Raw genomic sequence first — 19,113 nt, forward strand, 5'->3', positions numbered from 1 at the left:
CGGCCAATGTCCAACCAGTCCGGCACAGATCATTCAATGGTTGGAGGCAACGGCGCGAGGATAGAATGCACATCCGACCCCGTTCGTTTGGGGCGGAAAAAGAAGGGCTCGCCGTCAGCGAGCCTATGCACGGAGACATCCTCTGGGAGGTTCTGGAGCGCAGACCCTGCAGGTTGTCCAGTGAAAGACTACACCTGTGGCAAGTGACCCACTAGCCGTTAGAGCAGGTGTTCAAATTCACTCACTGCGTTCGGTAAAAAGCAGACAACTCTTTTAACAGCAGACAACTCTTTAACAACTGTTCTAAGGCCAAAGGAAACGGCCCCGGCATAAGGTGTTCCTGTGTGCGTTGCGGGTTTGGGCTGCCGTGTGAAGCTAAAGTCTGGGCCGCGCCGATCTAGACTCGGTTCAACTCTGGTCTTTCCCGCTAGAATACCCGTACACGCAGGCTTTCCCATTTAGGGCAGACAGAGGGCGAAACCGTCCCCTTTGCTGTCTCGCTCTTCCGTCTGAATCACACGCCCCCGGAGGCCACCCATGCAAACTCACACCGTGCAAGGCAACATGATGGATGTCCCGCTGACCATTCCCTTCATTCTGGAGCGGGCACGCACCACCTACGCCGCCCGCGAAGTCGTGAGCCTCCTCGTGGCAGGCCGCGACGAAGCCGGACAGCCGATTCCTCATCGCCACAGCACCACTTACGGCGCGGTGGCTGACCGTGCTCTACGCTTGGGCGCGGGTTTGCTGGGCCTCGGCCTCAAACCGGGCGACCGGGTAGCCACGCTGGCGGTCAATTCTTTCCGGCACCTAGAGGCGTATTTGGGCGTGCCCAGCGCCGGATTGGTGGTGCATACGGTCAATATTCGCCTGCACCCCGAGCAGATCGCGTGGATTTTGAACCATGCCGAAGACCGCGTGCTGCTGATTGAAAACGTGTTTGCAGCCATGATTCCGGCGCTGAAAGCCGCTTGCCCGCTGCTAGAGCAGATTTACGTGCTGGGGCCGACGCCGCAGCCTATCCCGCTCCCCGGCGTGTCCGACTACGACGCATTTGTGATGTCGCAGGAACCTCTGGCCCGCTACCCGCAGATCGCTGAAACCGACGCGGCGGCCATGTGCTACACCAGCGGCACCACCGGAAACCCCAAAGGCGTGCTGTACACCCACCGCTCTACGGTGCTGCACTCGTTGGTCAGTGCCCCCAAAGACGGCCTGAACGTGGGCGAGGCCGACTGCGTGATGCCGATTGTGCCCATGTTCCATGTGAATGCGTGGGGGCTGCCCTACACCTGCGCCATGTACGGCGCGAAACAGGTGTTTGCAGGCGCGTTCAGCGATGGGCGCACGCTGGCCGGACTCCTTCAAAATGAAGGCGTGACCATTACAGCGGGCGTGCCGACCATCTGGATGGGCCTGCTGGGAGAACTTGACCGGGCCAAAGCCGAAGGCCAACCCTACGACCTGCACGGCCTAGAGCGCCTGATCGTGGGGGGCAGCGCCGCACCCGAAAGCTTGCTGCGGGCCTTCTGGAACAATCACGGCCTGACCATGTTGCATGCATGGGGTATGACCGAAACGCACCCACTGGGCACCGCCAGCGGAGTGCCCGCCGGAATAGATCCCACCAGCGACGAGGGGTTCGCGCTGCGGGCCAAGCAGGGCCGCGCCGTGCCGCTGGTGTGGCTCGATCTGCTCTCGGAAGAAGGCGAGCGCTTGCCCCACGACGGCAAAACGATGGGCCGCCTGATCGCGCGGGGGCCGTGGATCGCCAACTCCTACTTCAAGGGCGAAGGCCAGAGCAATTTCTTCGAGCTGGACGGCAACCTGTGGTTCGATACGGGCGACATTGCCACGCTGGACGCACGCGGCTATATGCACATCCAAGACCGCTCCAAAGACCTGATCAAGTCGGGCGGCGAGTGGATCAGCAGTGTGGATTTGGAGAACGCGATTATGGCCCACCCCGCCGTAGCCCAGTGCGCCGTAATCGCGCTGGCTGACCCCAAATGGGATGAACGCCCGCTGGCCGTTGTGGTGCCGCGCCCCGGTCAGAGCGTGACCCACGAAGAAATCATCGCCTTCATTTCGCCAAAATTTGCCAAGTTCTGGCTGCCCGACGCGACCATTACCACCGAAAGCATTCCGATTGGGGCCACCGGCAAGTTCCTGAAGCGCGAAATGCGCGAGCAGTACAAGGATTTCAAGCCGGGAAGCTGAGGTAGTTGGGTGATGCATGGCTGAGCAATGTTCACGTGCGGCCCGGTCAACCCCCCAGTCTGCTTCGCAGCCAGCCCCCCTCAAGGGGAGCGCAACAGCGCAGTTGTCCTCCCCTTGAGGGGGGCGTTGCGCCAGCAACGGGGGGTTGATGGATCAAAGCGGCCTAGTGTTGCAGTAAAAATCGTCAATCTCGTTGCGCCCCGAGTCCACCCGACTGGGGCGCAGTTTCATTCATTGCCTCGCTAGCTCTGCCCGCACCTGCTCTAGCGCCAGCCCCAGCAGATTTTGGCCCCAGCGGGCGCGGTTGGCTTCAGCGTCGGCCTCGCGGTAGCCGATGCCCCAGATTCGGTCTGAGGGCGAGGCTTCTACCAACGGCGCGTCGCCTGTTTCCAGCAGCACGGCGCGGAGCTTGGCGTTCTGGCCGAATTTCAGCCGCAGCATCTCCAGCGCCACTTCAAAACGCCTTTCTTCCCACACGGCGTTGTCGTAGGGCGTGACCAGACGGCCTAGACGCTTGCATTCATCGGGTGTGGGGGCGGCCAAAATTGCGGCAAGGCGTTCCTCATCGCCAAAACACTCGGCTTTGCGGGCCATCAGGTACTGTTCGGCGGTGTGGTAAGTCACGCCGTCAGCGGTAAATACGCTGGGGTGAAAGTTGGAAAAGGGATGTGCAGTGCGGTAAAAGTACACAGGTGGGGTCATGGATGCAGGTTGTCATACGCCCCGCTTCAGTGCATTGGCGCTGTGGCCTAAGCCGCCCCTGCATCCCGGTAGGCTATACTGCTCTGCTATGCCGCGCCCCGCCCGCTCTTCCCGTTCTGATCGCCGTTCCGACAATCGCCATGACCCGAATTCGCCCTTTAACCGTAAGGCCAGCAAGCCCAAAGGCGATTACCGGGAGCGGCAGCCTGCACACGAATACGTGCTGGACGTGTTGCCGGGGCTAGAGGCGATTGCGGAAAACGAACTGGCCGATGTGCCGTTGGCCCGCGATATTCGTGGCCTGCGCTTCTGGTATCCCGGCGACATGGAGCGCCTGAACCGCCTGAAATCGGTGGTGGCCGTGTACCGCATCAAAGCGTGGGATGTGCCGCGCCCACGCGGATTTTTGGGCAACCAGCAACTCAGCGAACTGGCGACGTTTGTGGCAGAAGTGGCGCGGGTGGGCGGCCACAAATCGTTCCGGTTGGGCGCGGCGGGCAAGGAATCTAGCGTGATGCAGCGCCTCGCCTCCGAACTGGAAGGACTGATCGGCCTGACACACCATGCCGAGGAAGGCGAACTGCTCCTCCGGTTCCGGCCAGAAGAACACGGCGAAGGCTGGGAAGTGCTGGCCCGCATGACGCCCCGGCCCCTGTCGGCGCGGGCATGGCGCGTGTGCAACATGAACGGCGGCCTGAACGCGACGCTGGCCTACGCGGTGCTGAAGCTGGCCGGGCAGCGCGACGAAGACCGCATTTTTAATCCCATGAGCGGCAGCGGTACCCTCCTGATCGAACGCTCCCTGATGGGGCCATCGGCGGCGATGGTGGGCGTCGATATAGACCCTGCCGCCGTGGAATGCGCCCAACGCAACCTTGCCGCCGCCAAGCGTGAAATAGAGGTGGCCTGCGTGGATGCCCTCAACACGGGCCTGCCAGACCGTTCCTTCGATCTGATCTTGGCCGACTTGCCTTGGGGCGACGCCATCGGCACGCACGGCGGCAACGAAGTGTTGTATCCCGCCTTCCTGAAGGAAATGTACCGTCTGCTGAGCCGTCAGGGACGCTTGGCCGTCATCACGCACGAGATCAAGTTGTTTCAGGGATTACTGGAAGACAGCACCGAGTGGTACGCCCGCGAACTGTTTCAGGCGTTCAGCGGGGGGCATCATCCGAAGGCGTATTTGCTGAGCAAGCGTTAAAAGGGCTGTAGGACGTGGGTTGTAGGTTGTGGAAAAAGAGAGTGTGGATCGTGGATCGTGGGAAAAGCTAAACCACGATCCACGTTCTACTCTCCACGCTCCTTTACTCTAAGGGCATGACATCCACAGGAGCAGGCTTACGCTGGGGCATCTTGGGCGCGGCGCGGATTGGGCGGGCACTCATTCCGGCTATTCGGGCGGCGGGCGGAGAAGTGACGTTTTTGGGCGTGCGCGAGCCGAATTCCGAGCGGGCGCGGGCCTACGCCGAGGAGTGGAATATTCCGGCAGTGGGCAGCTACGCCGATGCGGTGGCCTCTGATGTAGACGCCATTTATAACCCGCTCCCCAATGATCTGCACCTGCCCCTGACCCGCGACACCTTGCGGGCTGGAAAGCACGCGCTGACCGAAAAGCCGTTTACGCTGAACGCACAGGAAGCCGCCGAACTGGAGCGGGAAGCGGGGGCGGCAGGCCGAGTGCTGTTGGAAGCCTTCGCCTACCGCTTTCAGCCGCATGTGGAGCGCATCGTAGAGCTGGTGCGCGGGGGCGAATTGGGCGAGATTCGGGCCTACCGGGGCGCATTCGGGTTCCCGCTCACCAACCCCGACGACTTCCGCTGGGACGCCAGCAAGGGCGGCGGGGCGCTGTTCGATGTGGGCACGTATCCGGTGAACCTGATGCGCCTGCTGCTGGGCGAACCGCAAAGCGTGACTGCCCGTGCCCGCTGGACGGAAGGTGGGGCCGCATCCGGCGTCGATATGGGCCTGAGTGCCGTGCTGGATTACCCGCAGGCTTCGGCCAGCATAGACTGCGCCTTCGACTGGGGAGATACGGCCACACAGCGACTCACCGTCATTGGCAGCCAAGGCACGCTGGACATGTCGGGCGTTTTTCACAGCAACACCGACAAGCCCGGCACATTTACCATCACCAACGCCGCTGGCTCGCGGGAGGAAACATTCGGGCCATTCAACGCCTATGCGGGCATGGTGGCCCATTTTCAGCGGGTGGCGCTGGGGCAAGAAGCCGCACTCTATCCGCCCAGCGACGCGGTGGCCCATGCCCGCGTGCTGGACGCCTTATATGCCTCGGCCCGCACGGGGGAGCGGGTGGAGGTTCACGGGTCTTGAGTTGGCCGCAGACCGAAATTGAGCGCCTGACCGCCGACTACGGCACGGTGCCGCCCCCTTGGATTTTGTACCCGGAGTTTCACCCGCTCAGTGCGTTTTGGCGCATGGGGGGCGGTGAGGGCTACATGATGTTCTGGAGTCAGTGGTGGCAGAAGCAGACTTGGGATGAGGCCCAGCAGTTCGCCTACTTCCAGAGTTTTTCGCCGCCGCCCCATTGGGTACCTTGGACGGGGGACGTGATCTGGGGTTACGACGATGAAACGGAGGAAGACGCCGTGCTGGAACGGCTGGAGGGCCTAGGCCTCGGCAGCCGCGCTGAGGTTTTGGCCGATTGGGAGGATGAGCGGTAGGAGTGAGGGGCGGGGTTATTGAGCTTGTCCCACGTTTTGCCCCACCCCCCAGCCCCCTACCCCACCGGGTAGGGGGAGCCAAGCGCTCCGCTGAGGAGGATTGATCTTGTCGCGTTTTCAGTCGGCTTGTTCGTTCATCTGAAGCGGAATCGCCTATTCATTCCAAGATGGAATTGGCCCGCGCGTTGCACGCACGACGGCCTCACACGGAATTGGCGGCGGTGTTTTTGGTGTGCCACAAGGGAAACCAACCGCTTGACACCGCATATCGACTCAATTATTCACTCCACGATCCACGATCCACGATCCACGATCCACGATCCACGATCCACACCCCCTAAATCGGTGCATCCTCTGCAAAGTTCGGCTCGCGCTTTTCGCGGAGGCTGGCTAAACCTTCTCGCACGTCGGGGCCAGTAAAGCCCAAAAATTCTAGGGCGAGGCTGGCATCAAAAGTCGGGCCTGCCGCACGGAGCCAATTGTTCAGGGCGTATTTTGTCCAGCGCACGGCGGTGGGGCTTCCGGCGGCCAGTTGGCGGGCCACCTTCCATGCCCGGTCTAGCAGTTCCTCGTCTGGCACGCACAAACTGACCAGTCCAATCCGCTCGGCTTCCTCACCTGACACGGGTTCTCCGGTCATCAGGTGATATTTGGCCTTGTTCAGACCGCACAGCAGGGGCCAAATGATTGCCGCGTGGTCGCCTGCCGCCACGCCCAGCCGCACATGGCCGTCCAGCAACCGCGCTGTTTTGGCTGCCACGCTCACATCGGCCAGCAAGGCCACCGCCAGTCCCGCACCCACGCAGGGGCCGTGAATGGCGCTGACCACAGGTTTGCCGCAGTTGATCACGTTGTACACGAGGTCACGGGCTTCGCGCCACACGCGGGCCAGCGCCGTAAAGTCCGACGCCATTTCCTCTATTAACTCAAAATCCCCGCCCGACGAAAAGCCCCGGCCTTCGCCCCGAATCAGCACGCAGCGCACGCCTTCTGCGGCGTCTATATCGCGCCACACGACGGTCAGGGCGCGGTGGGCAGCGGCATTCACGCTGTTCAGGGTGCGGTCATTTTGCAGCACCACTTCCAAAATCCCGCCGTCGTGCATCTGGAGGCGCAGGCCGGGATACGCGCCGGGTTCGGTGAGTTGGGCCACGCTGGGAGTAAGAAAAGGCATAGGCTGAGGCTAATACAGATTGGGGCCGGGTGGAGCGGCAGAGTCCGGATTGCGCCCACAAACGGAAAGCAACAACAGAGCGGGACGGGCCAGATGTTGCAAGCCCGTCCCGCCTTGGTTTTCCCTCCGCTCAGCCCAGTTTGCGTTTCAGGTAATCGTCCAGTTGCGCCAGTTGCAGATTCAAGTCGCGCTGCAACGCATCTATGCGGGCGTTGGTGGCAGCCAGATCGGAGGCGCTCAGTTCCTTGCCCATGCCCAACGCTTTGGGCGCTTGCATCTGCGTTTCCATTGAGCCGAGGCGCTGATCTAGGTGCGTTTGCAACTGGGCAAAGCGGCTGCCTTCCTGACTGTCGAGGCTGACGCGCAAAGCTTCCATATCGCGCAGCAACTTGGCGCTGTCGGCCTGTGCCCGCAGTCCCGATACGCCCGCCCAGAAGTAGAACACCAGAGCCAGAACCAGCCCCAGCAGCAGCAAAATCATGCCAAATGGGACTTGAAGATAGGTGACGAGCCCAAGGTTAAGAGTGTGGGGAGCAGTCAGCGAATTGATGTTGAGGATGCCGAACAGCATCAACACCACCACGATGACGATCAGGACAATGGTACGCATACAGAGCAAGGTAACACCCCGGCTGAGGCAACGGGCCGGGGCAAGATTGCGAAGAAGTTCACGCAACGGGGCGGCAGTGTCAGTTCACGCGGTCAAGGATCAAAGCTTCCGGTGCAGGTTTGTCGGCTTGCAGGGTCAGGCCAGCAGTCAGCAGGGTGCGGGCCACGTCCAGTCCGCGCCCATCCCGGTGGTACAGCCGCAGCACGGGGTCTCCGGTCTGTACTGCGTTACCGGGTTTTTTCAGGAGTTCCACGCCTACCCCGTGATCTATCGCTTCGCCTTTGCGTTCGCGCCCGCCGCCCAACACCAACACGGCGCGGCCCACGCTCAGGGCGTCTATTTTGCCCACGAAGCCGTTGCTGGTCGCCAGAATCTCCTCGCGTCCGGGGGCCACATCCAACTTGCTTACATCGTCTACGTAAGTGGGGTCGCCGCCCTGTCCCTCAGTAAAGGCCCGGAATTTGGCGAGCGCCGAGCCGTCGCTGAGGGTGGCGCGGGCGCGGGCCTCGGCAGCCTGTTCGTCTTCGCCTTGTGCCGCTAGCGCCTCTACGGCCAGAGACACGCACAGTTCGGTCAGGTCGTGGGGGCCGTGACCGCGCAGGGTATCCAGCGCCTCCAACACCTCTAAACTGTTGCCCGCCATGAATCCTAGCGGCGCGTCCATGTCGGTCAGCACGGCCCGCACTTGCCTTCCTGCCCGGTTGCCGATGTCTACCATCGCCCGCGCCAGCCCGCGTCCGTCTTCCAGCGTTTTCATAAATGCGCCCGCGCCGACTTTCACGTCCAGTACCACCGTATGCGCCCCCGACGCCAGCTTTTTGCTCATGATGGAACTGGCGATCAGCGGCAAGCAATCTACGGTGGCCGTTACGTCACGCAGGGCGTACAGCTTGCCGTCGGCGGGCGCGAGGTCTTTGCTTTGGCCTACCAACGCCAGCCCAATCGTGCGGGCCTGCGTGAGAAAGTGGGCTTCATCCAGTTCGCTTGTCCAGCCCGGAATGCTTTCCAGTTTGTCGATCGTGCCGCCTGTGTGAGCCAGTCCGCGCCCGCTCATTTTGGCAACCGTCAGGCCTAGTGCGGCCAGCATCGGCGTCAAAATCAGGCTGGTTTTGTCGCCTACCCCGCCCGTTGAGTGCTTGTCTACGGTGCGCGGCAAGTCTCCAAGGTTCATCTGATCGCCGCTGGCCGCCATGACCAGCGTCAGATCGGCGGTTTCGGGCGGCGTCATGCCCTTCAGGTACACCGCCATCAGCCACGCCGCCACCTGATAATCGGGCACCTCATTCCGCGTGTAGCCCAGCACTAAGGCTTCCAGTTCGGCGCGGGAATGCGTGTGTCCGTCGCGTTTTTTCTGAATCAGGTCAGGAATATGCAGTTTGGGTGTGGCAGTCATACGGCAGTGTACGGGCAGCAGCGGGCCGGGGCTATAGAAATCTCGCTCCCCGGCCTGCTGCGTTGGTGGATAGGTTGTGTGGTGGGGCGGGGAAGGCATCTAAGGGTCTAGGGTCTAAGGACAGGTCAAGGACTTAATCCGAACACCCCTTCAGTCGGCGGCTACGGGCACCGGCACTGCTGTGGGCGTGATGGTGGTGCGGCTGGCGGCGGCCAAGTCTTCTTCGGTCTTTTCCCGTGCGATGCCCAGAATCAGCAGGCCCACGCCGACTTTAGCGAGTAAGTCGGCGGCGCTGTTGCTGAACTGCACCAGCGTCAGCACGTTGGGGCCAGAAATACCCAGAATAGGCAGCGCGTAGATGACCGGGTAAAAGACCCAAGAGGCCAGCAGCACCCAGCGCAGGCGCGAAAACAGTTGGCGCACCCGCACCGACTCGAACGACAGCACCCGGCTCATTTCTCCCCACAACACGTACAGGATGTACAGGAAGGGCACGCAGGCCAGCAGGCCCCACACGGCACGCCCGCCCAAATTGTCGCCCTGCACTTCGCCTATATAGCCCAGCCCGATCATCAACCCGGCAGAAGTCGCCATACGCGTGACCAGACTCGCGCTTTGCTGGCGGCCCAAATCCAGCACCAGCATGATGGCCGACAGCAGCAGCGGCACGGTACCCAGCCAGTCGGCGTAGCGCATCACATAATTAAAGGCCGCTCCGGTAGGAACGTATTGGCCGCCTTGCAAGGCGTAAGCGTCCAGCCAACTGCCGTACAGCCGGAAATAATGGTAGGCAGCCATTGCCGCTACGGCGGCCATCAGCGAAATGGCGATGCTGTAATTGCGGGCCACATTGCGCCGCAGCAAGATAAACAGCAGGCCAAAAGCCCCAAACGCGCCGATAGACAAGTTCAGAACGTTCAGCACGAGGCTGTATTGGGTGGGGGTCAGGGTCAACAAATCGGTCATAGCGGAACCTCGGCAGGGAAGGGGAACAGCGGGAAGGGAAGCAGAAGGAATGGAGCCGGGTTTAGGAGAGCTGAAGCCGGAACTTCTGTCCCTCGGCGCGGCCAGCCACCCGGTCGAGTTGCAGGGCCAGCGACTCGCGCAGTTGCACGCCGCTGTCATTGCCGTGCTTGGTTTTCATCAGGCGCACCACGCGCTCTGCGGCCCCGCCCAAATGGGTTTGCAACACCTGTTCGAAGACGGCCCACATCACGGCGTTGTCGGGCAGAGCAGCGGCGGCGGCGGTGCGCCACGCAGGAGAAGCAGCGGGGTTGGGCGGCAGAGCCACGCCCCCCAGTGTGGGCAATTCTCGGTGCTGCCAAGCCAGTTGCAGCACCGACCGGAACGAGCCTGCCGCCAACAAGTCCTGCTTGCTCTGAATCCGTCCATCTACCAAGTGCCACACCACGAGGCTAGAGCGCACGCGGGCCGCCACCACACCCGAAAATCCGGCGGTCATCAGGTGGGTCAGGCGGTCGCTCATTTGCCACTGATCCATCTGCTCGGTGCCGTTGGGTTGGCCGTCTACGGCGGCGAAAGCCAGCACCGCCAACGTCGCGTCTAGTGCAAACAGTCGCAGCGTACTTTGGGGGCGCGGACGCTTCAGTTCCTCAAAGGCGAATTGGCCCGCCGTCTGCTCGTATTGGGCGTACACCACGCGCCCGCCCTGAAAAATCAGGTGTCCGGGTTCGTGTCCCGGCCCACTCAGTTCCAGCAGCAAATCTTGCTCTAGCAGGGCGGCGCGGCCCAGTACAGCAGCCAGCATGTTGGCCCCGTAAGTCACGATGCTGCGCTGTTTGGTCAACATATCCAGAACGGAAGTAGTCAAAGATGAGGGCTGAAGTGAGGTCACACGTCGTCTTTCCTTTGTGAATGGGGGAGGCTCTAAAGCAGCGGCGAGGCTCAAGTTTGGCCCTATTGCCCCAAAAAACCATTGATAGCGGTGCTTCTTCAGGCGAACGGTCTAAGGAATAGATGAAAGCTAGATGACAACTTATTGAGAACCCACTCCAGCAATCGGATGATTTACCTACATTTCCACCCACTCACCCGAATTCTTAAGGCCGAGGTAAAATCTCTTAATGAAACCGGTTTTCCTCTACTGCGGCAAATTTGGTTGAGGGTCGCTGCGTGGTGATGACCAGAAGTCATAAGCTTGTAATTTCAGTTCTCGCCTTCTGACCGCTCTGTACAAATTGAATGTTGATGGTACGAGGAAACAGGGTTAGAGAAGGGCTAATTAGCATTTAATATTGAGAATTCAACAGAGCAGTAGCAAAAGAAAGGACAACCGGAGTTACTGCTACCGATTGCCCTAAGTTTGTCTGCTGTATTCCATCCCAGTCACTACAATGCGCTATCGAGGTTCGTTGCGCGTCCCTCTCTCAAGTAATTGGCCCACCCGGTTCAACTTGGGTTGGCCCATCGCTCGCTTCAATCTCACTTTTCCACCCAATTTTGTCGTGTGTGCCGTCGCAATAAGGCTTATGCATGCTGGCCCCGCAGCGGCACAGGGCGGCGCGAACCTCCCGCACGGGGCCGCCCGGAGTCATCAGCGTCAGGTCACCGCGCACGATCAGCGGGCCGTTGGGCAGCGGCGCAATGGTGGTGGTAGGATCGGGCGTTTCGGCGGGGCCACCCTCTAGCACGTAATGCAGCGCCCCAGTCGGGCAGGTTCTTACCACAGCGGCCACCGCTTCGGCCTCCGCGTTGGCAGGCTGAATCCACGGGCGGGCTTGTGGGTCGAACACAGTGGGTAACCCGCGCACACACGCCGCCACATGACGGCAGCGCACGGCGTCGTAATACACGGTGATTCCGGGGGCGGTGTAGGCCTTACCGCTGGTGGTGGCGTCTTGGGGCTGGGTCATGGTGCAGTTTAACGGACTCGTCAGCAACTTGCCTTTGATCTGCGTCCCCATTCAGTCGAGCTTTTCGCTGCGTGGGCTACCCTACCGGTATGAGGGTACTGGTCACGGGGGCAACGGGGTTTTTGGGCGGCGTGGTGGCCCGCGAACTGGCGGCGTCCGGTCATGAGGTCTGGGGTGTGGGCCGTGACCCTGTGCGTGGGCAGGCGCTCCAGCAAAGCGGCGTGCGTTTCGTGCCGCTGGACTTGCGGGGGGCCGTGTTCTCCAGCCTGATTGCCGAGGCTCACGCCGTAGTCCATTCGGCGGCGCGGTCTACCTTGTGGGGCCGCTGGGCCGACTTTTACGCCGACAATGTAGAGGTAAGCGCGGCGGTGGCGCGGGCCTGTGCCGGGGCGGGCGTGCGCCTTGTGCATATCAGCACCCCTAGCGTGTACAACGCCACCGGGCAAACTCAAAACATTTCAGAAAGCACTGCGATTGGCCCACACTTCGACTCCCTGTATGCCCACAGCAAATACCTAGCCGAACTGGAAGTACAGGCGGCCCATCCCGAAGCCACTATCCTCCGTCCACGCGGAATCTACGGCCCCGGCGATACCAGCATTTTGCCCCGGCTGGCACTGGCTTTGCGGGCTGGACGGTTGCCGCGCTTAGACGGGGCCAACGCAGATGGTGGGGGAGAGGTACACACCGAACTGACGCATGTGCGGAACGTGTCGCACGCGGTGGCGTTGGCGTTGGCGCGGCCCGCACCCGGCCTGTTCAACATCACCGATGGCGTCACCATTCCCATTTGGGCCACCCTAGACCGCTTGGCCGATGCGCTGAGTGTGCCGCGCCCCACCCGGCAGGCCAACCCGCGCACTCTGGAAACGGTGGCCCGCGTGCTGGAAAGGCTGTACGCCCTGCATCCCCGCCGCCCCGAACCGCCGCTGACCGCCAGCGGCGTGAGATTGCTGACGCGGGGCATGACCCTAGACCTGACCCGCGCCCGCGAACGGTTGGGCTATGTGCCTGTGGTGCATCCCGATCAGGGGTTAGAAGAAGCGATACAGGCAGCTGTTAATGTCTGACCCTGTGACCGTGCCTGTCATCCCCCTCGCGGCGGGCGAGTGCCTGAACTTGGCAGCGCTGACGCAACGGGGAGCGGCGTGGCGGGTGCAGGCGTATCCGGCGGGGTTCGCGTTGCTGCTGCATCCGTCTGGCCCGGTGCTGCTGGACACAGGCTACGGCCCACAGGTGCCCCGGCTGATGCGGCGCTGGCCCGGCGTCCTCTACGGCCTGATTACCCCTGTGCGCTTGGCGGCAGGCGGCACCGCGGCGGCGCAACTGGCCCGACTGCGAATAGACCTCCGGAGCGTCAAAACCGTCATCGTGTCTCATCTGCACGCCGATCATGTGGGCGACTTGCGGGCGTTTCCGGCGGCGCGGTTTGTGTTGGACGCTGGAGCTTACCCGCCCCTGCGCGGCCTGAAGGGACTCCGGGCGGTGCGGCGGGCCTTCCTTCCAGAACTGGTGCCGCCCGACTTCGAGGCCCGCACGGACGCGCTCGCCTTTGCCCCGGCCCCAGCGTGGCTGGCTCCCTTTGCTGAGGCCGCCGATGTGTTTGAAGACGGCAGCGTGTGGGCGGTGCGGGTGCCCGGCCACGCCCCCGGGATGATCGCCCTAGTGGTGCGCGAGGCGGCATCAGGTGAGGACGGTTCCGAGTGGACGCTGCTCGCCACCGACGCGGCGTGGAGTGTGCGTGCATTGAGAGAGGGTGGTGAAGTGCATCCACTGGCCCAAAACGCCTTTTCTGACGTACAGCAGGAGCGCCGCAGCCGTCAGCAGTTGCAAGCTTGGCTGGCCCGCCACCCCCGCGCCCGCGTGATCGTCAGCCACGATCTTCCTGAAACTCGTCCGGTCAATCTATGAACGACGCCCTCGCTGCCGTCTGGTACGCCTTTGCAGAAGGCCGCCTGCACTTCCGCACGCGGGCGGCGCTGGAAGCCCATCAGGAGCGGCTGGCGCGGGGTCATCTGCGCTGGGTAGTGGCCCACAGCCCCGCCGTCGCCGCTCGGTTCCAGAGTGCGGGCCTCAGCCCTCAGCAGTGGCGCACGTTGCCGCCCACCGCCAAAGCTGACATGATGGCCAATTTTGACCAACTCAATACCGCTGGACTGCACCTGTCGGACGTGCTGGCGCTGGCCCGCCATGCCGAAGATGGGCGCGATTTTTCCGGCCAGTTGCGCGGGGCGGCGGCTTCGGCTTTCGCGGGGCAAGCCGTGACGGTGGGGCTGTCGAGCGGCACCAGCGGCACTCAGGGCGCGTTTTTGGTGGGCGTGCAGGAGCGGCAACGCTGGGCAGGCGTGATGCTGCGGCGTCTGCTTCCGCCGCCTGTGTGGGCGAGTGTGATGCGGCCTCAGCGCTTGGCGTTCCTCTTGCGGGCCGAGGGCGGGCTGTACCGCAGCGTGCAGAGTCGCCGCCTCAGCTTCTCTTTTCTGGATTTGCTGCGTCCGGTGCCCGACTTGGCCGCCGCCCTCACCGCTGCCAACCCAACGTTGTTGGTGGGGCCGCCCAGTGTGCTGCGTGCCCTGCTGAACGCCGGAGCCAGTGCCCGCCCAGCCCGCGTGGTGTGCGTGGCCGAGGTGCTGGAAGAGGCTGACCGTGCCGCCTTGGAAGCCGGATTTGGCCCAGTGGTGCAGGTGTATCAGGCCACGGAAGGGCTGCTGGCTCTGCCCTGCCGATACGGAACCTTGCACCTGAACGAAGCCCATGTTCACTTTGACCTAGAAGCCCTCGGGGAAGGGCGCTGGCGGCCCATCATTACCGATCTGCGCCGCCGCGTGCAGCCCATGATTCGGCACCGTCTCGACGATATTTTGCAGCTTGACGACGTACCCTGCGCCTGTGGCAGCGCGGCGCGGCGGGTGGCGCGGATTGAGGGGCGGCAAGACGACGCGCTGGTGTTTGCGGGCGGGGGTGGGCAGCCCGTGACCGTGTGGCCCGACTTTCTCCGCGCCGCCCTGAACCGCGTGCCGGGCCTGAGGGAGTACCGCTTGGAGCAAAGTGCCCCCGATACGCTTTGGCTGCTGCTTGACCCCGATGCGCTCCCCACTCGCACCGCCGCTGCTGCCGAAGTGACGGCTGCTTTGGCCCGCGCTGGAGCCGACACAGAGCGCATTGACCTGCGCTTTGGCCCGCTGCTGCCTGCGCCGCCGGGAGCCAAACGCCGCCGGGTGGTGCGCCGCGCGTTCTCAGAACTTCCTGTCCTAAAGGTCAATTCAGAGGTCAAGTCATGACGATCCCCCCGCCCGCCGTTCTCCCCGTCCGTATTTTGGGCACCGGCCGAGCCTTGCCCGCCCGCGTCGTGTCCACTGCCGAGGTTGCCGCCCTGTGTGACCCATCGGGTGGCCTGACTGCCGAGGCCGCCGAAGCCCGAACCGGCGTGCGCGAACGCCGTTGGCTGTCGGGGGCAGAAACGGCGCTGACGCTGGGAGCCGAAGCCGCTCGGAATGCGCTGGCAGCGGCAAATCTGGACTTTGAAGATATAGACGTGCTGCTGAATGCCAGCGGTTCTCAGGCCCAGCCGATTCCCGATGGTGGGGCGCTGTTGGCCCGCGAACTGGGGCTGACCGGCAAGGCGGCCTACAGCCTTCACGGCACTTGCCTCAGCTTTTTGCTGGCGCTGCAACACGCCTCGTTGCTCATTGCATCCGGCCAAGCGGCGCGGGTGCTCATCATCAGTACCGAGGGCGGCAGCGTGGGCCTGAACATGCATCAACCCGAAAGCGCCCTACTGATCGGAGACGGCGCGGCGGCGGTGGTGCTGGGTCAGGCGGTGCGCCCCGGCCAAGGCCTGCACGCGGCCCGAATTGAGACCTACCCGGAAGGCGCAGACCACACCCAAATTGTGGGCGGCGGCACCCTGCGCCATCCCCGCGATCCCGCCGTGCAGCCCACAGAATACCTGTTCGATATGCAGGGGTTGGGCGTGCTGAAACTCGCCAGCCGCGTCGTTCCCGCCTTCCTAGAACGCCTGCGCCCCGGCCTCAGCACGGGGTTGGTGGGCATTTCCCGCGTCATCCCGCATCAGGCCAGCAAAGTCGGGCTGGACTTGCTGCGGCGCTACAACTGGCCAGCAGACCGGGTAGAAGTGACCCTGCCTACGCTGGGTAACGTCATCGCCGCGAGTTTGCCCTTGACGCTGCATCAGGCGCTCAGCAGCGGGCGGGCTGGGGAAGGTGACACGCTGCTGCTGGTGGGAACTGGGGCGGGCCTCACGGCGGGCGGAATTATTTTGGAGGTGTGACTTTTCAAGTCTCATAGCTCATAGCTCAGTACCACTCCGCTACCCTAACTCCATGCCCACCCCACCCTTCCCCCTGACCGGAAAAGTTGCCCTCGTTGCCGGAGCCACACGCGGTGCAGGGCGCGGGATCGCCACCGAACTCGGCGCACTGGGAGCCACTGTGATTTGCACGGGCCGCAGCACTCGCGCCAGTGCCGACGGAACAGGTATGAGCGACTTGAATCGCCCCGAAACGATTGAGGACACCGCCGATTTGGTGACGGCAGCGGGCGGCATGGGCGTGGCGTGGCGCTGCGATCACAGCGACGCGGCGCAGGTGGCGGCCCTCATGGCCCATCTGCACACCGAATACGGCGGCCTCGACATCCTGATCAACGATATTTGGGGCGGCGAATCGTTGATGGAATGGGGTAAAAAGGTCTGGGAACTTGACCTGAACAGGGGCCGCCGGATGCTGGAGCGGGCCATCTGGACGCACATCATCACGGCCCATGCCGGGTTGCCATTGTCGCGGGCAGGCGGACTCATTGCCGAGATTACCGACGGCGACGGCTGGTATTACCGGGGCAGTTTCTTCTATGACCTCGCCAAAACGGGCGTGATGCGGCTTGCTCAGAACTGGGCCAGCGAACTGAAAGACGATCCCCGCGCCATCACCAGCGTTTCCGTCACACCCGGATTCCTGCGGAGTGAAGAAATGCTGGCCCATTTTGGCGTTACCGCAGACACTTGGCGCGACGCCGTGAAGCAGGAACCTGACTTTGCCGAGTCCGAAACGCCGCATCTGGTGGGCCGGGGCATTGCGGCGCTGGCGGCTGACCCCCAAAAGCACCGCTTCAATGCTGAGGCTTTGGCCTCTTGGACACTGATGGATGAATATGGTTTCAGCGATCTGGACGGCAGCAAACCGCACTGGGGCAACTGGTACCGGGACAAAGTGAAGCCGAGACTCTGAGCTTTGCCGGATGTAGTTTCCTCTGTCATCCTAAGTCCATGCCCGCAGACCTGCTCTCGCCCGAACAGTTTGAGCCGGAAGACCGTGCCGGGTGGCGGGCGTGGCTGAACCAGAATCATGGCTCAGCGCGGGGCGTATGGCTGGTGCTCCGTAAAAAGGCCGCGCCAGTGCCCAATCTGACGTGGGCCGAGGCCGTGCAAGAAGCCCTGTGTTTTGGGTGGATAGACAGCAAACCGCGCAAAATGGACGACACGCGCTCGGCGCTGTATTTCGCGCCGCGCAAAACGGGCAGTGGCTGGAGCGCCGTGAACAAGGGTCATATAGAACGCCTCTTGGCGGCAGGCCAGATGACGGCGGCAGGGCAAGCCCGCATAGATGCCGCCAAAGCTGACGGTTCGTGGACATTGCTGGACGCCGTGGAAGCCCTAAAGATGCCGGACGATTTGGCCGAAGCTCTGAGTGCGGTTTCCGGCGCACTGGACGGCTGGAACGCCTTCCCTGACAGTGCGAAAAAGGGCATCTTGCAGTGGATCGTGCAGGCCAAAACCGTGCCGACTCGCTCTAAGCGCGTGACCCAAACGGCGGAACTGGCCGCACTCGGCATTCGTGCCAACACTTGGAAACGTCCCGGTTAATCTTTTCAGAACCTACACTCTCAACCCCGCATCCTGCTTTATTCGGTAAAGTACCCCAATGGAATACCGCAACTTGGGCAAAAGTGGTTTGAAAGTCAGTGAAGTGGCGCTGGGCGGTTGGGAAACCTATGGCCGCAGCGTGAACGAAGCGCAACTCGTGCGCGACATTGTGATGAAGGCTTACGAGGAAGGCGTGAATTTCTTCGATCAGGCCGACGTGTACGCGCGTGGCAAGTCCGAAGAGATGATGGGTGTGGTGCTGCGCGAGTTGCCCCGGCATACGCTGGTTATTTCCAGCAAAGTGTTTTGGCCCATGAGCGACGATGTGAATGACCGGGGCCTCAGCAGAAAGCACGTGCTGGAAAGCATTGACGGCAGCCTGAAGCGCCTAGGCACCGATTACCTCGACATCTATTTTGCCCACCGATACGACGAAAGTGTGCCGATGGAAGAAATCGTGATGGCTTTCGATCAGGTCGTGCGTTCGGGCCGCGCCATGTACTGGGGAACGAGCATGTGGCCCGCCGCCCGCATTGCTCAGGCCGTAGAATTTGCCCGCGCACACGGCCTGCACGCCCCCGTGACCGAGCAGCCCGAATACTCCATGCTGCGCCGTGACCGCGTAGAAAAAGAGATTTTGCCCTACACCCAAGATGCGGGCGTGGGCCTCGTGGTCTGGAGTCCGCTGGCAATGGGCCTGCTGACCGGCAAATACGACGAGGGCAAGCCCGAAGGCGCACGCCTGACCGAGAACGAAAACTGGGGCAAAAACTTCCTGACCGACGAAAATATTCAGAAGGTGCGCGACCTCAAGCCCATTGCCGACGACTTGGGCATCACGCGGGCGCAACTGGCACTGGCATGGATTCTGCGTCAACCCGGCGTCAGCAGCGTGATTACTGGTGCCACCAAAGTCAGCCAAATCGAAGACACTGTGAAGGCCGCCGGAGTGCGCCTCAGCGAAGATGTGAGCGGGAAGATCGAGGCGGTATTGGGAGGCTGAGCTAGGGTCAATCGCCCGTTAACCCGTACTTGTTAGCCTGTATTTGATAAAGCGCACGCCCGCATAATCTATTTCGCCCTCGGTGACGTACCCCAACCGCTTGAGACTGCGTGCGCCGGGGCGACTGATCGGCAGCAAAACGGTGATCGCCGGCAGGCCCATGTCCTCAAACGCCCGCCGCACGATTTCGGGGTAGAGCTGCCGTCCTAGCCCCCAGTACTCCGGATGCACGATGAGGCCCAAATCAGCCTCTACCTCGCCAGAAGGCAAGCCTTCGGGTTGCAAGCCGCCCCAGCCGACAAACTTGCCACCTAAGAAAAAGGCCCAAGGCCCGTAGCCGTGTTCAGCCCACAGCCGTTCTTTGCCTTTCACAAAGTCCCGCGCACCGTCTTCGGTCATGGCTTCGCGGGCCAGTGGCAAGGTGCGGCGCACCAACGGATGATTTTGCAGGGCCACAATCTCGCTCAGTGACACGTCTGTCAGGCGGCGGAATTCAGGGGAAGGCATGTCCATTAGTTTGCGCCTTCATGTGGGTTATTTTACCTCCCGGCGCTCTCTTGGCAGAAATGCCACTTCACC

19 protein-coding genes are annotated in these 19,113 nt (G+C 62.5%); 11 read left to right on the forward strand and 8 right to left on the reverse strand.

The window, feature by feature from the left end; all coding sequences use genetic code 11:
- Positions 1–552: 552 nt before the first annotated feature.
- The gene (locus tag E7T06_RS13670; RefSeq protein ID WP_136366385.1) at positions 553–2,220 is read left to right on the forward strand and encodes a long-chain fatty acid--CoA ligase; all 1,668 of its coding nucleotides are present in this window, start codon (positions 553–555) and stop codon (positions 2,218–2,220) included.
- Positions 2,221–2,451: 231 nt separating this feature from the next.
- Here the strand turns inward: E7T06_RS13670 and E7T06_RS13675 are convergent, their stop codons facing one another.
- The gene (locus E7T06_RS13675; RefSeq protein ID WP_136366341.1) at positions 2,452–2,922 is read right to left on the reverse strand and encodes an NADAR family protein; all 471 of its coding nucleotides are present in this window, start codon (positions 2,920–2,922) and stop codon (positions 2,452–2,454) included.
- A gap of 88 nt (positions 2,923–3,010) precedes the next feature.
- On the opposite strand from E7T06_RS13675, the gene E7T06_RS13680 reads away from it, so the two are divergent.
- The 3 genes from E7T06_RS13680 (at position 3,011) to E7T06_RS13690 (ending at position 5,603) form a co-directional block, all read left to right on the forward strand.
- Positions 3,011–4,123 (forward strand): methyltransferase domain-containing protein, encoded by a 1,113-nt coding sequence (locus E7T06_RS13680; protein ID WP_136366342.1) that lies wholly within the window; start codon positions 3,011–3,013, stop codon positions 4,121–4,123.
- A 116-nt stretch (positions 4,124–4,239) separates the two neighbouring features.
- Positions 4,240–5,253 (forward strand): Gfo/Idh/MocA family oxidoreductase, encoded by a 1,014-nt coding sequence (locus E7T06_RS13685; RefSeq protein ID WP_168733537.1) that lies wholly within the window; start codon positions 4,240–4,242, stop codon positions 5,251–5,253.
- Positions 5,250–5,603: a hypothetical protein gene (locus E7T06_RS13690; protein ID WP_136366343.1), complete on the forward strand. Its 354-nt coding sequence runs from the start codon at positions 5,250–5,252 to the stop codon at positions 5,601–5,603. Before E7T06_RS13685 ends, E7T06_RS13690 begins: the two co-directional genes overlap by 4 nt.
- A 337-nt stretch (positions 5,604–5,940) precedes the next feature.
- Here E7T06_RS13690 and E7T06_RS13695 read toward each other — a convergent pair whose 3' ends face one another.
- The 6 genes from E7T06_RS13695 to E7T06_RS13720 all read right to left on the reverse strand — a co-directional run bounded on the left by E7T06_RS13695 (position 5,941) and on the right by E7T06_RS13720 (position 11,653).
- Positions 5,941–6,777, reverse strand: a complete 837-nt coding sequence (locus tag E7T06_RS13695; RefSeq protein WP_136366344.1) for an enoyl-CoA hydratase/isomerase family protein — start codon at positions 6,775–6,777, stop codon at positions 5,941–5,943.
- A 130-nt stretch (positions 6,778–6,907) separates the two neighbouring features.
- The gene (locus E7T06_RS13700) at positions 6,908–7,387 is read right to left on the reverse strand and encodes a LapA family protein (protein WP_136366345.1); all 480 of its coding nucleotides are present in this window, start codon (positions 7,385–7,387) and stop codon (positions 6,908–6,910) included.
- 79 nt (positions 7,388–7,466) lie between these two features.
- Positions 7,467–8,780 carry a thymidine phosphorylase gene (locus tag E7T06_RS13705; protein WP_136366346.1) on the reverse strand — a complete coding sequence of 438 codons (1,314 nt, stop codon included), beginning with the start codon at positions 8,778–8,780 and terminating at the stop codon, positions 7,467–7,469.
- A 150-nt stretch (positions 8,781–8,930) separates the two neighbouring features.
- A complete protein-coding gene (locus E7T06_RS13710; protein WP_168733538.1) occupies positions 8,931–9,746 on the reverse strand; it encodes a bacteriorhodopsin in 816 nt (271 codons plus the stop codon).
- Between the two features lie 61 nt (positions 9,747–9,807).
- Positions 9,808–10,611: a hypothetical protein gene (locus E7T06_RS13715; protein WP_136366348.1), complete on the reverse strand. Its 804-nt coding sequence runs from the start codon at positions 10,609–10,611 to the stop codon at positions 9,808–9,810.
- 556 nt (positions 10,612–11,167) lie between these two features.
- The gene (locus E7T06_RS13720) at positions 11,168–11,653 is read right to left on the reverse strand and encodes a (4Fe-4S)-binding protein (protein WP_136366349.1); all 486 of its coding nucleotides are present in this window, start codon (positions 11,651–11,653) and stop codon (positions 11,168–11,170) included.
- A gap of 89 nt (positions 11,654–11,742) precedes the next feature.
- Here E7T06_RS13720 and E7T06_RS13725 point away from each other — a divergent pair, with 89 nt between their 5' ends.
- From E7T06_RS13725 to E7T06_RS13755, 7 genes are read left to right on the forward strand one after another with little or no spacing between them, the layout of a single operon-like run.
- Positions 11,743–12,723 (forward strand): NAD(P)-dependent oxidoreductase, encoded by a 981-nt coding sequence (locus tag E7T06_RS13725; RefSeq protein ID WP_136366350.1) that lies wholly within the window; start codon positions 11,743–11,745, stop codon positions 12,721–12,723.
- Positions 12,716–13,564 (forward strand): MBL fold metallo-hydrolase, encoded by an 849-nt coding sequence (locus tag E7T06_RS13730; protein WP_136366351.1) that lies wholly within the window; start codon positions 12,716–12,718, stop codon positions 13,562–13,564. The genes E7T06_RS13725 and E7T06_RS13730 overlap by 8 nt, the downstream gene beginning before the upstream one ends.
- Positions 13,561–14,931, forward strand: coding sequence for a F390 synthetase-related protein (locus tag E7T06_RS13735; protein WP_136366352.1), 1,371 nt, complete (start codon positions 13,561–13,563; stop codon positions 14,929–14,931). Before E7T06_RS13730 ends, E7T06_RS13735 begins: the two co-directional genes overlap by 4 nt.
- Positions 14,928–15,941 carry a 3-oxoacyl-[acyl-carrier-protein] synthase III C-terminal domain-containing protein gene (locus E7T06_RS13740; RefSeq protein WP_136366353.1) on the forward strand — a complete coding sequence of 338 codons (1,014 nt, stop codon included), beginning with the start codon at positions 14,928–14,930 and terminating at the stop codon, positions 15,939–15,941. Before E7T06_RS13735 ends, E7T06_RS13740 begins: the two co-directional genes overlap by 4 nt.
- 52 nt (positions 15,942–15,993) lie before the next feature.
- Positions 15,994–16,896 (forward strand): SDR family oxidoreductase, encoded by a 903-nt coding sequence (locus E7T06_RS13745; protein WP_136366354.1) that lies wholly within the window; start codon positions 15,994–15,996, stop codon positions 16,894–16,896.
- A 38-nt stretch (positions 16,897–16,934) separates the two neighbouring features.
- Entirely contained in the window at positions 16,935–17,531 is a 597-nt protein-coding gene (locus E7T06_RS13750; RefSeq protein WP_136366355.1) for a YdeI/OmpD-associated family protein, read from the forward strand.
- A 58-nt stretch (positions 17,532–17,589) separates the two neighbouring features.
- A complete protein-coding gene (locus E7T06_RS13755; protein ID WP_136366356.1) occupies positions 17,590–18,534 on the forward strand; it encodes an aldo/keto reductase family protein in 945 nt (314 codons plus the stop codon).
- 18 nt (positions 18,535–18,552) lie between these two features.
- Here E7T06_RS13755 and E7T06_RS13760 read toward each other — a convergent pair whose 3' ends face one another.
- On the reverse strand, positions 18,553–19,041 hold the full coding sequence (locus tag E7T06_RS13760) for a GNAT family protein (RefSeq protein ID WP_136366357.1): 489 nt from the start codon (positions 19,039–19,041) through the stop codon (positions 18,553–18,555).
- Between the last annotated feature and the right edge of the window lie 72 nt (positions 19,042–19,113).

The organism is Deinococcus sp. Arct2-2 (genome assembly GCF_004801315.1).
Taxonomy (GTDB): domain Bacteria; phylum Deinococcota; class Deinococci; order Deinococcales; family Deinococcaceae; genus Deinococcus.

Bases quoted from the DNA above. Each gene is read 5' to 3' on its own strand.
- E7T06_RS13675 (WP_136366341.1), bottom strand. From the start codon at position 2,922: ATGACCCCACCTGTGTACTTTTACCGCACTGCACATCCCTTTTCCAAC.
- E7T06_RS13680 (WP_136366342.1), top strand. From the start codon at position 3,011: ATGCCGCGCCCCGCCCGCTCTTCCCGTTCTGATCGCCGTTCCGACAAT.
- E7T06_RS13685 (WP_168733537.1), top strand. From the start codon at position 4,240: ATGACATCCACAGGAGCAGGCTTACGCTGGGGCATCTTGGGCGCGGCG.
- E7T06_RS13695 (WP_136366344.1), bottom strand. From the start codon at position 6,777: ATGCCTTTTCTTACTCCCAGCGTGGCCCAACTCACCGAACCCGGCGCG.
- E7T06_RS13700 (WP_136366345.1), bottom strand. From the start codon at position 7,387: ATGCGTACCATTGTCCTGATCGTCATCGTGGTGGTGTTGATGCTGTTC.
- E7T06_RS13705 (WP_136366346.1), bottom strand. From the start codon at position 8,780: ATGACTGCCACACCCAAACTGCATATTCCTGACCTGATTCAGAAAAAA.
- E7T06_RS13710 (WP_168733538.1), bottom strand. From the start codon at position 9,746: ATGACCGATTTGTTGACCCTGACCCCCACCCAATACAGCCTCGTGCTG.
- E7T06_RS13720 (WP_136366349.1), bottom strand. From the start codon at position 11,653: ATGACCCAGCCCCAAGACGCCACCACCAGCGGTAAGGCCTACACCGCC.
- E7T06_RS13725 (WP_136366350.1), top strand. From the start codon at position 11,743: ATGAGGGTACTGGTCACGGGGGCAACGGGGTTTTTGGGCGGCGTGGTG.
- E7T06_RS13730 (WP_136366351.1), top strand. From the start codon at position 12,716: ATGTCTGACCCTGTGACCGTGCCTGTCATCCCCCTCGCGGCGGGCGAG.
- E7T06_RS13735 (WP_136366352.1), top strand. From the start codon at position 13,561: ATGAACGACGCCCTCGCTGCCGTCTGGTACGCCTTTGCAGAAGGCCGC.
- E7T06_RS13740 (WP_136366353.1), top strand. From the start codon at position 14,928: ATGACGATCCCCCCGCCCGCCGTTCTCCCCGTCCGTATTTTGGGCACC.
- E7T06_RS13745 (WP_136366354.1), top strand. From the start codon at position 15,994: ATGCCCACCCCACCCTTCCCCCTGACCGGAAAAGTTGCCCTCGTTGCC.
- E7T06_RS13750 (WP_136366355.1), top strand. From the start codon at position 16,935: ATGCCCGCAGACCTGCTCTCGCCCGAACAGTTTGAGCCGGAAGACCGT.
- E7T06_RS13755 (WP_136366356.1), top strand. From the start codon at position 17,590: ATGGAATACCGCAACTTGGGCAAAAGTGGTTTGAAAGTCAGTGAAGTG.
- E7T06_RS13760 (WP_136366357.1), bottom strand. From the start codon at position 19,041: ATGCCTTCCCCTGAATTCCGCCGCCTGACAGACGTGTCACTGAGCGAG.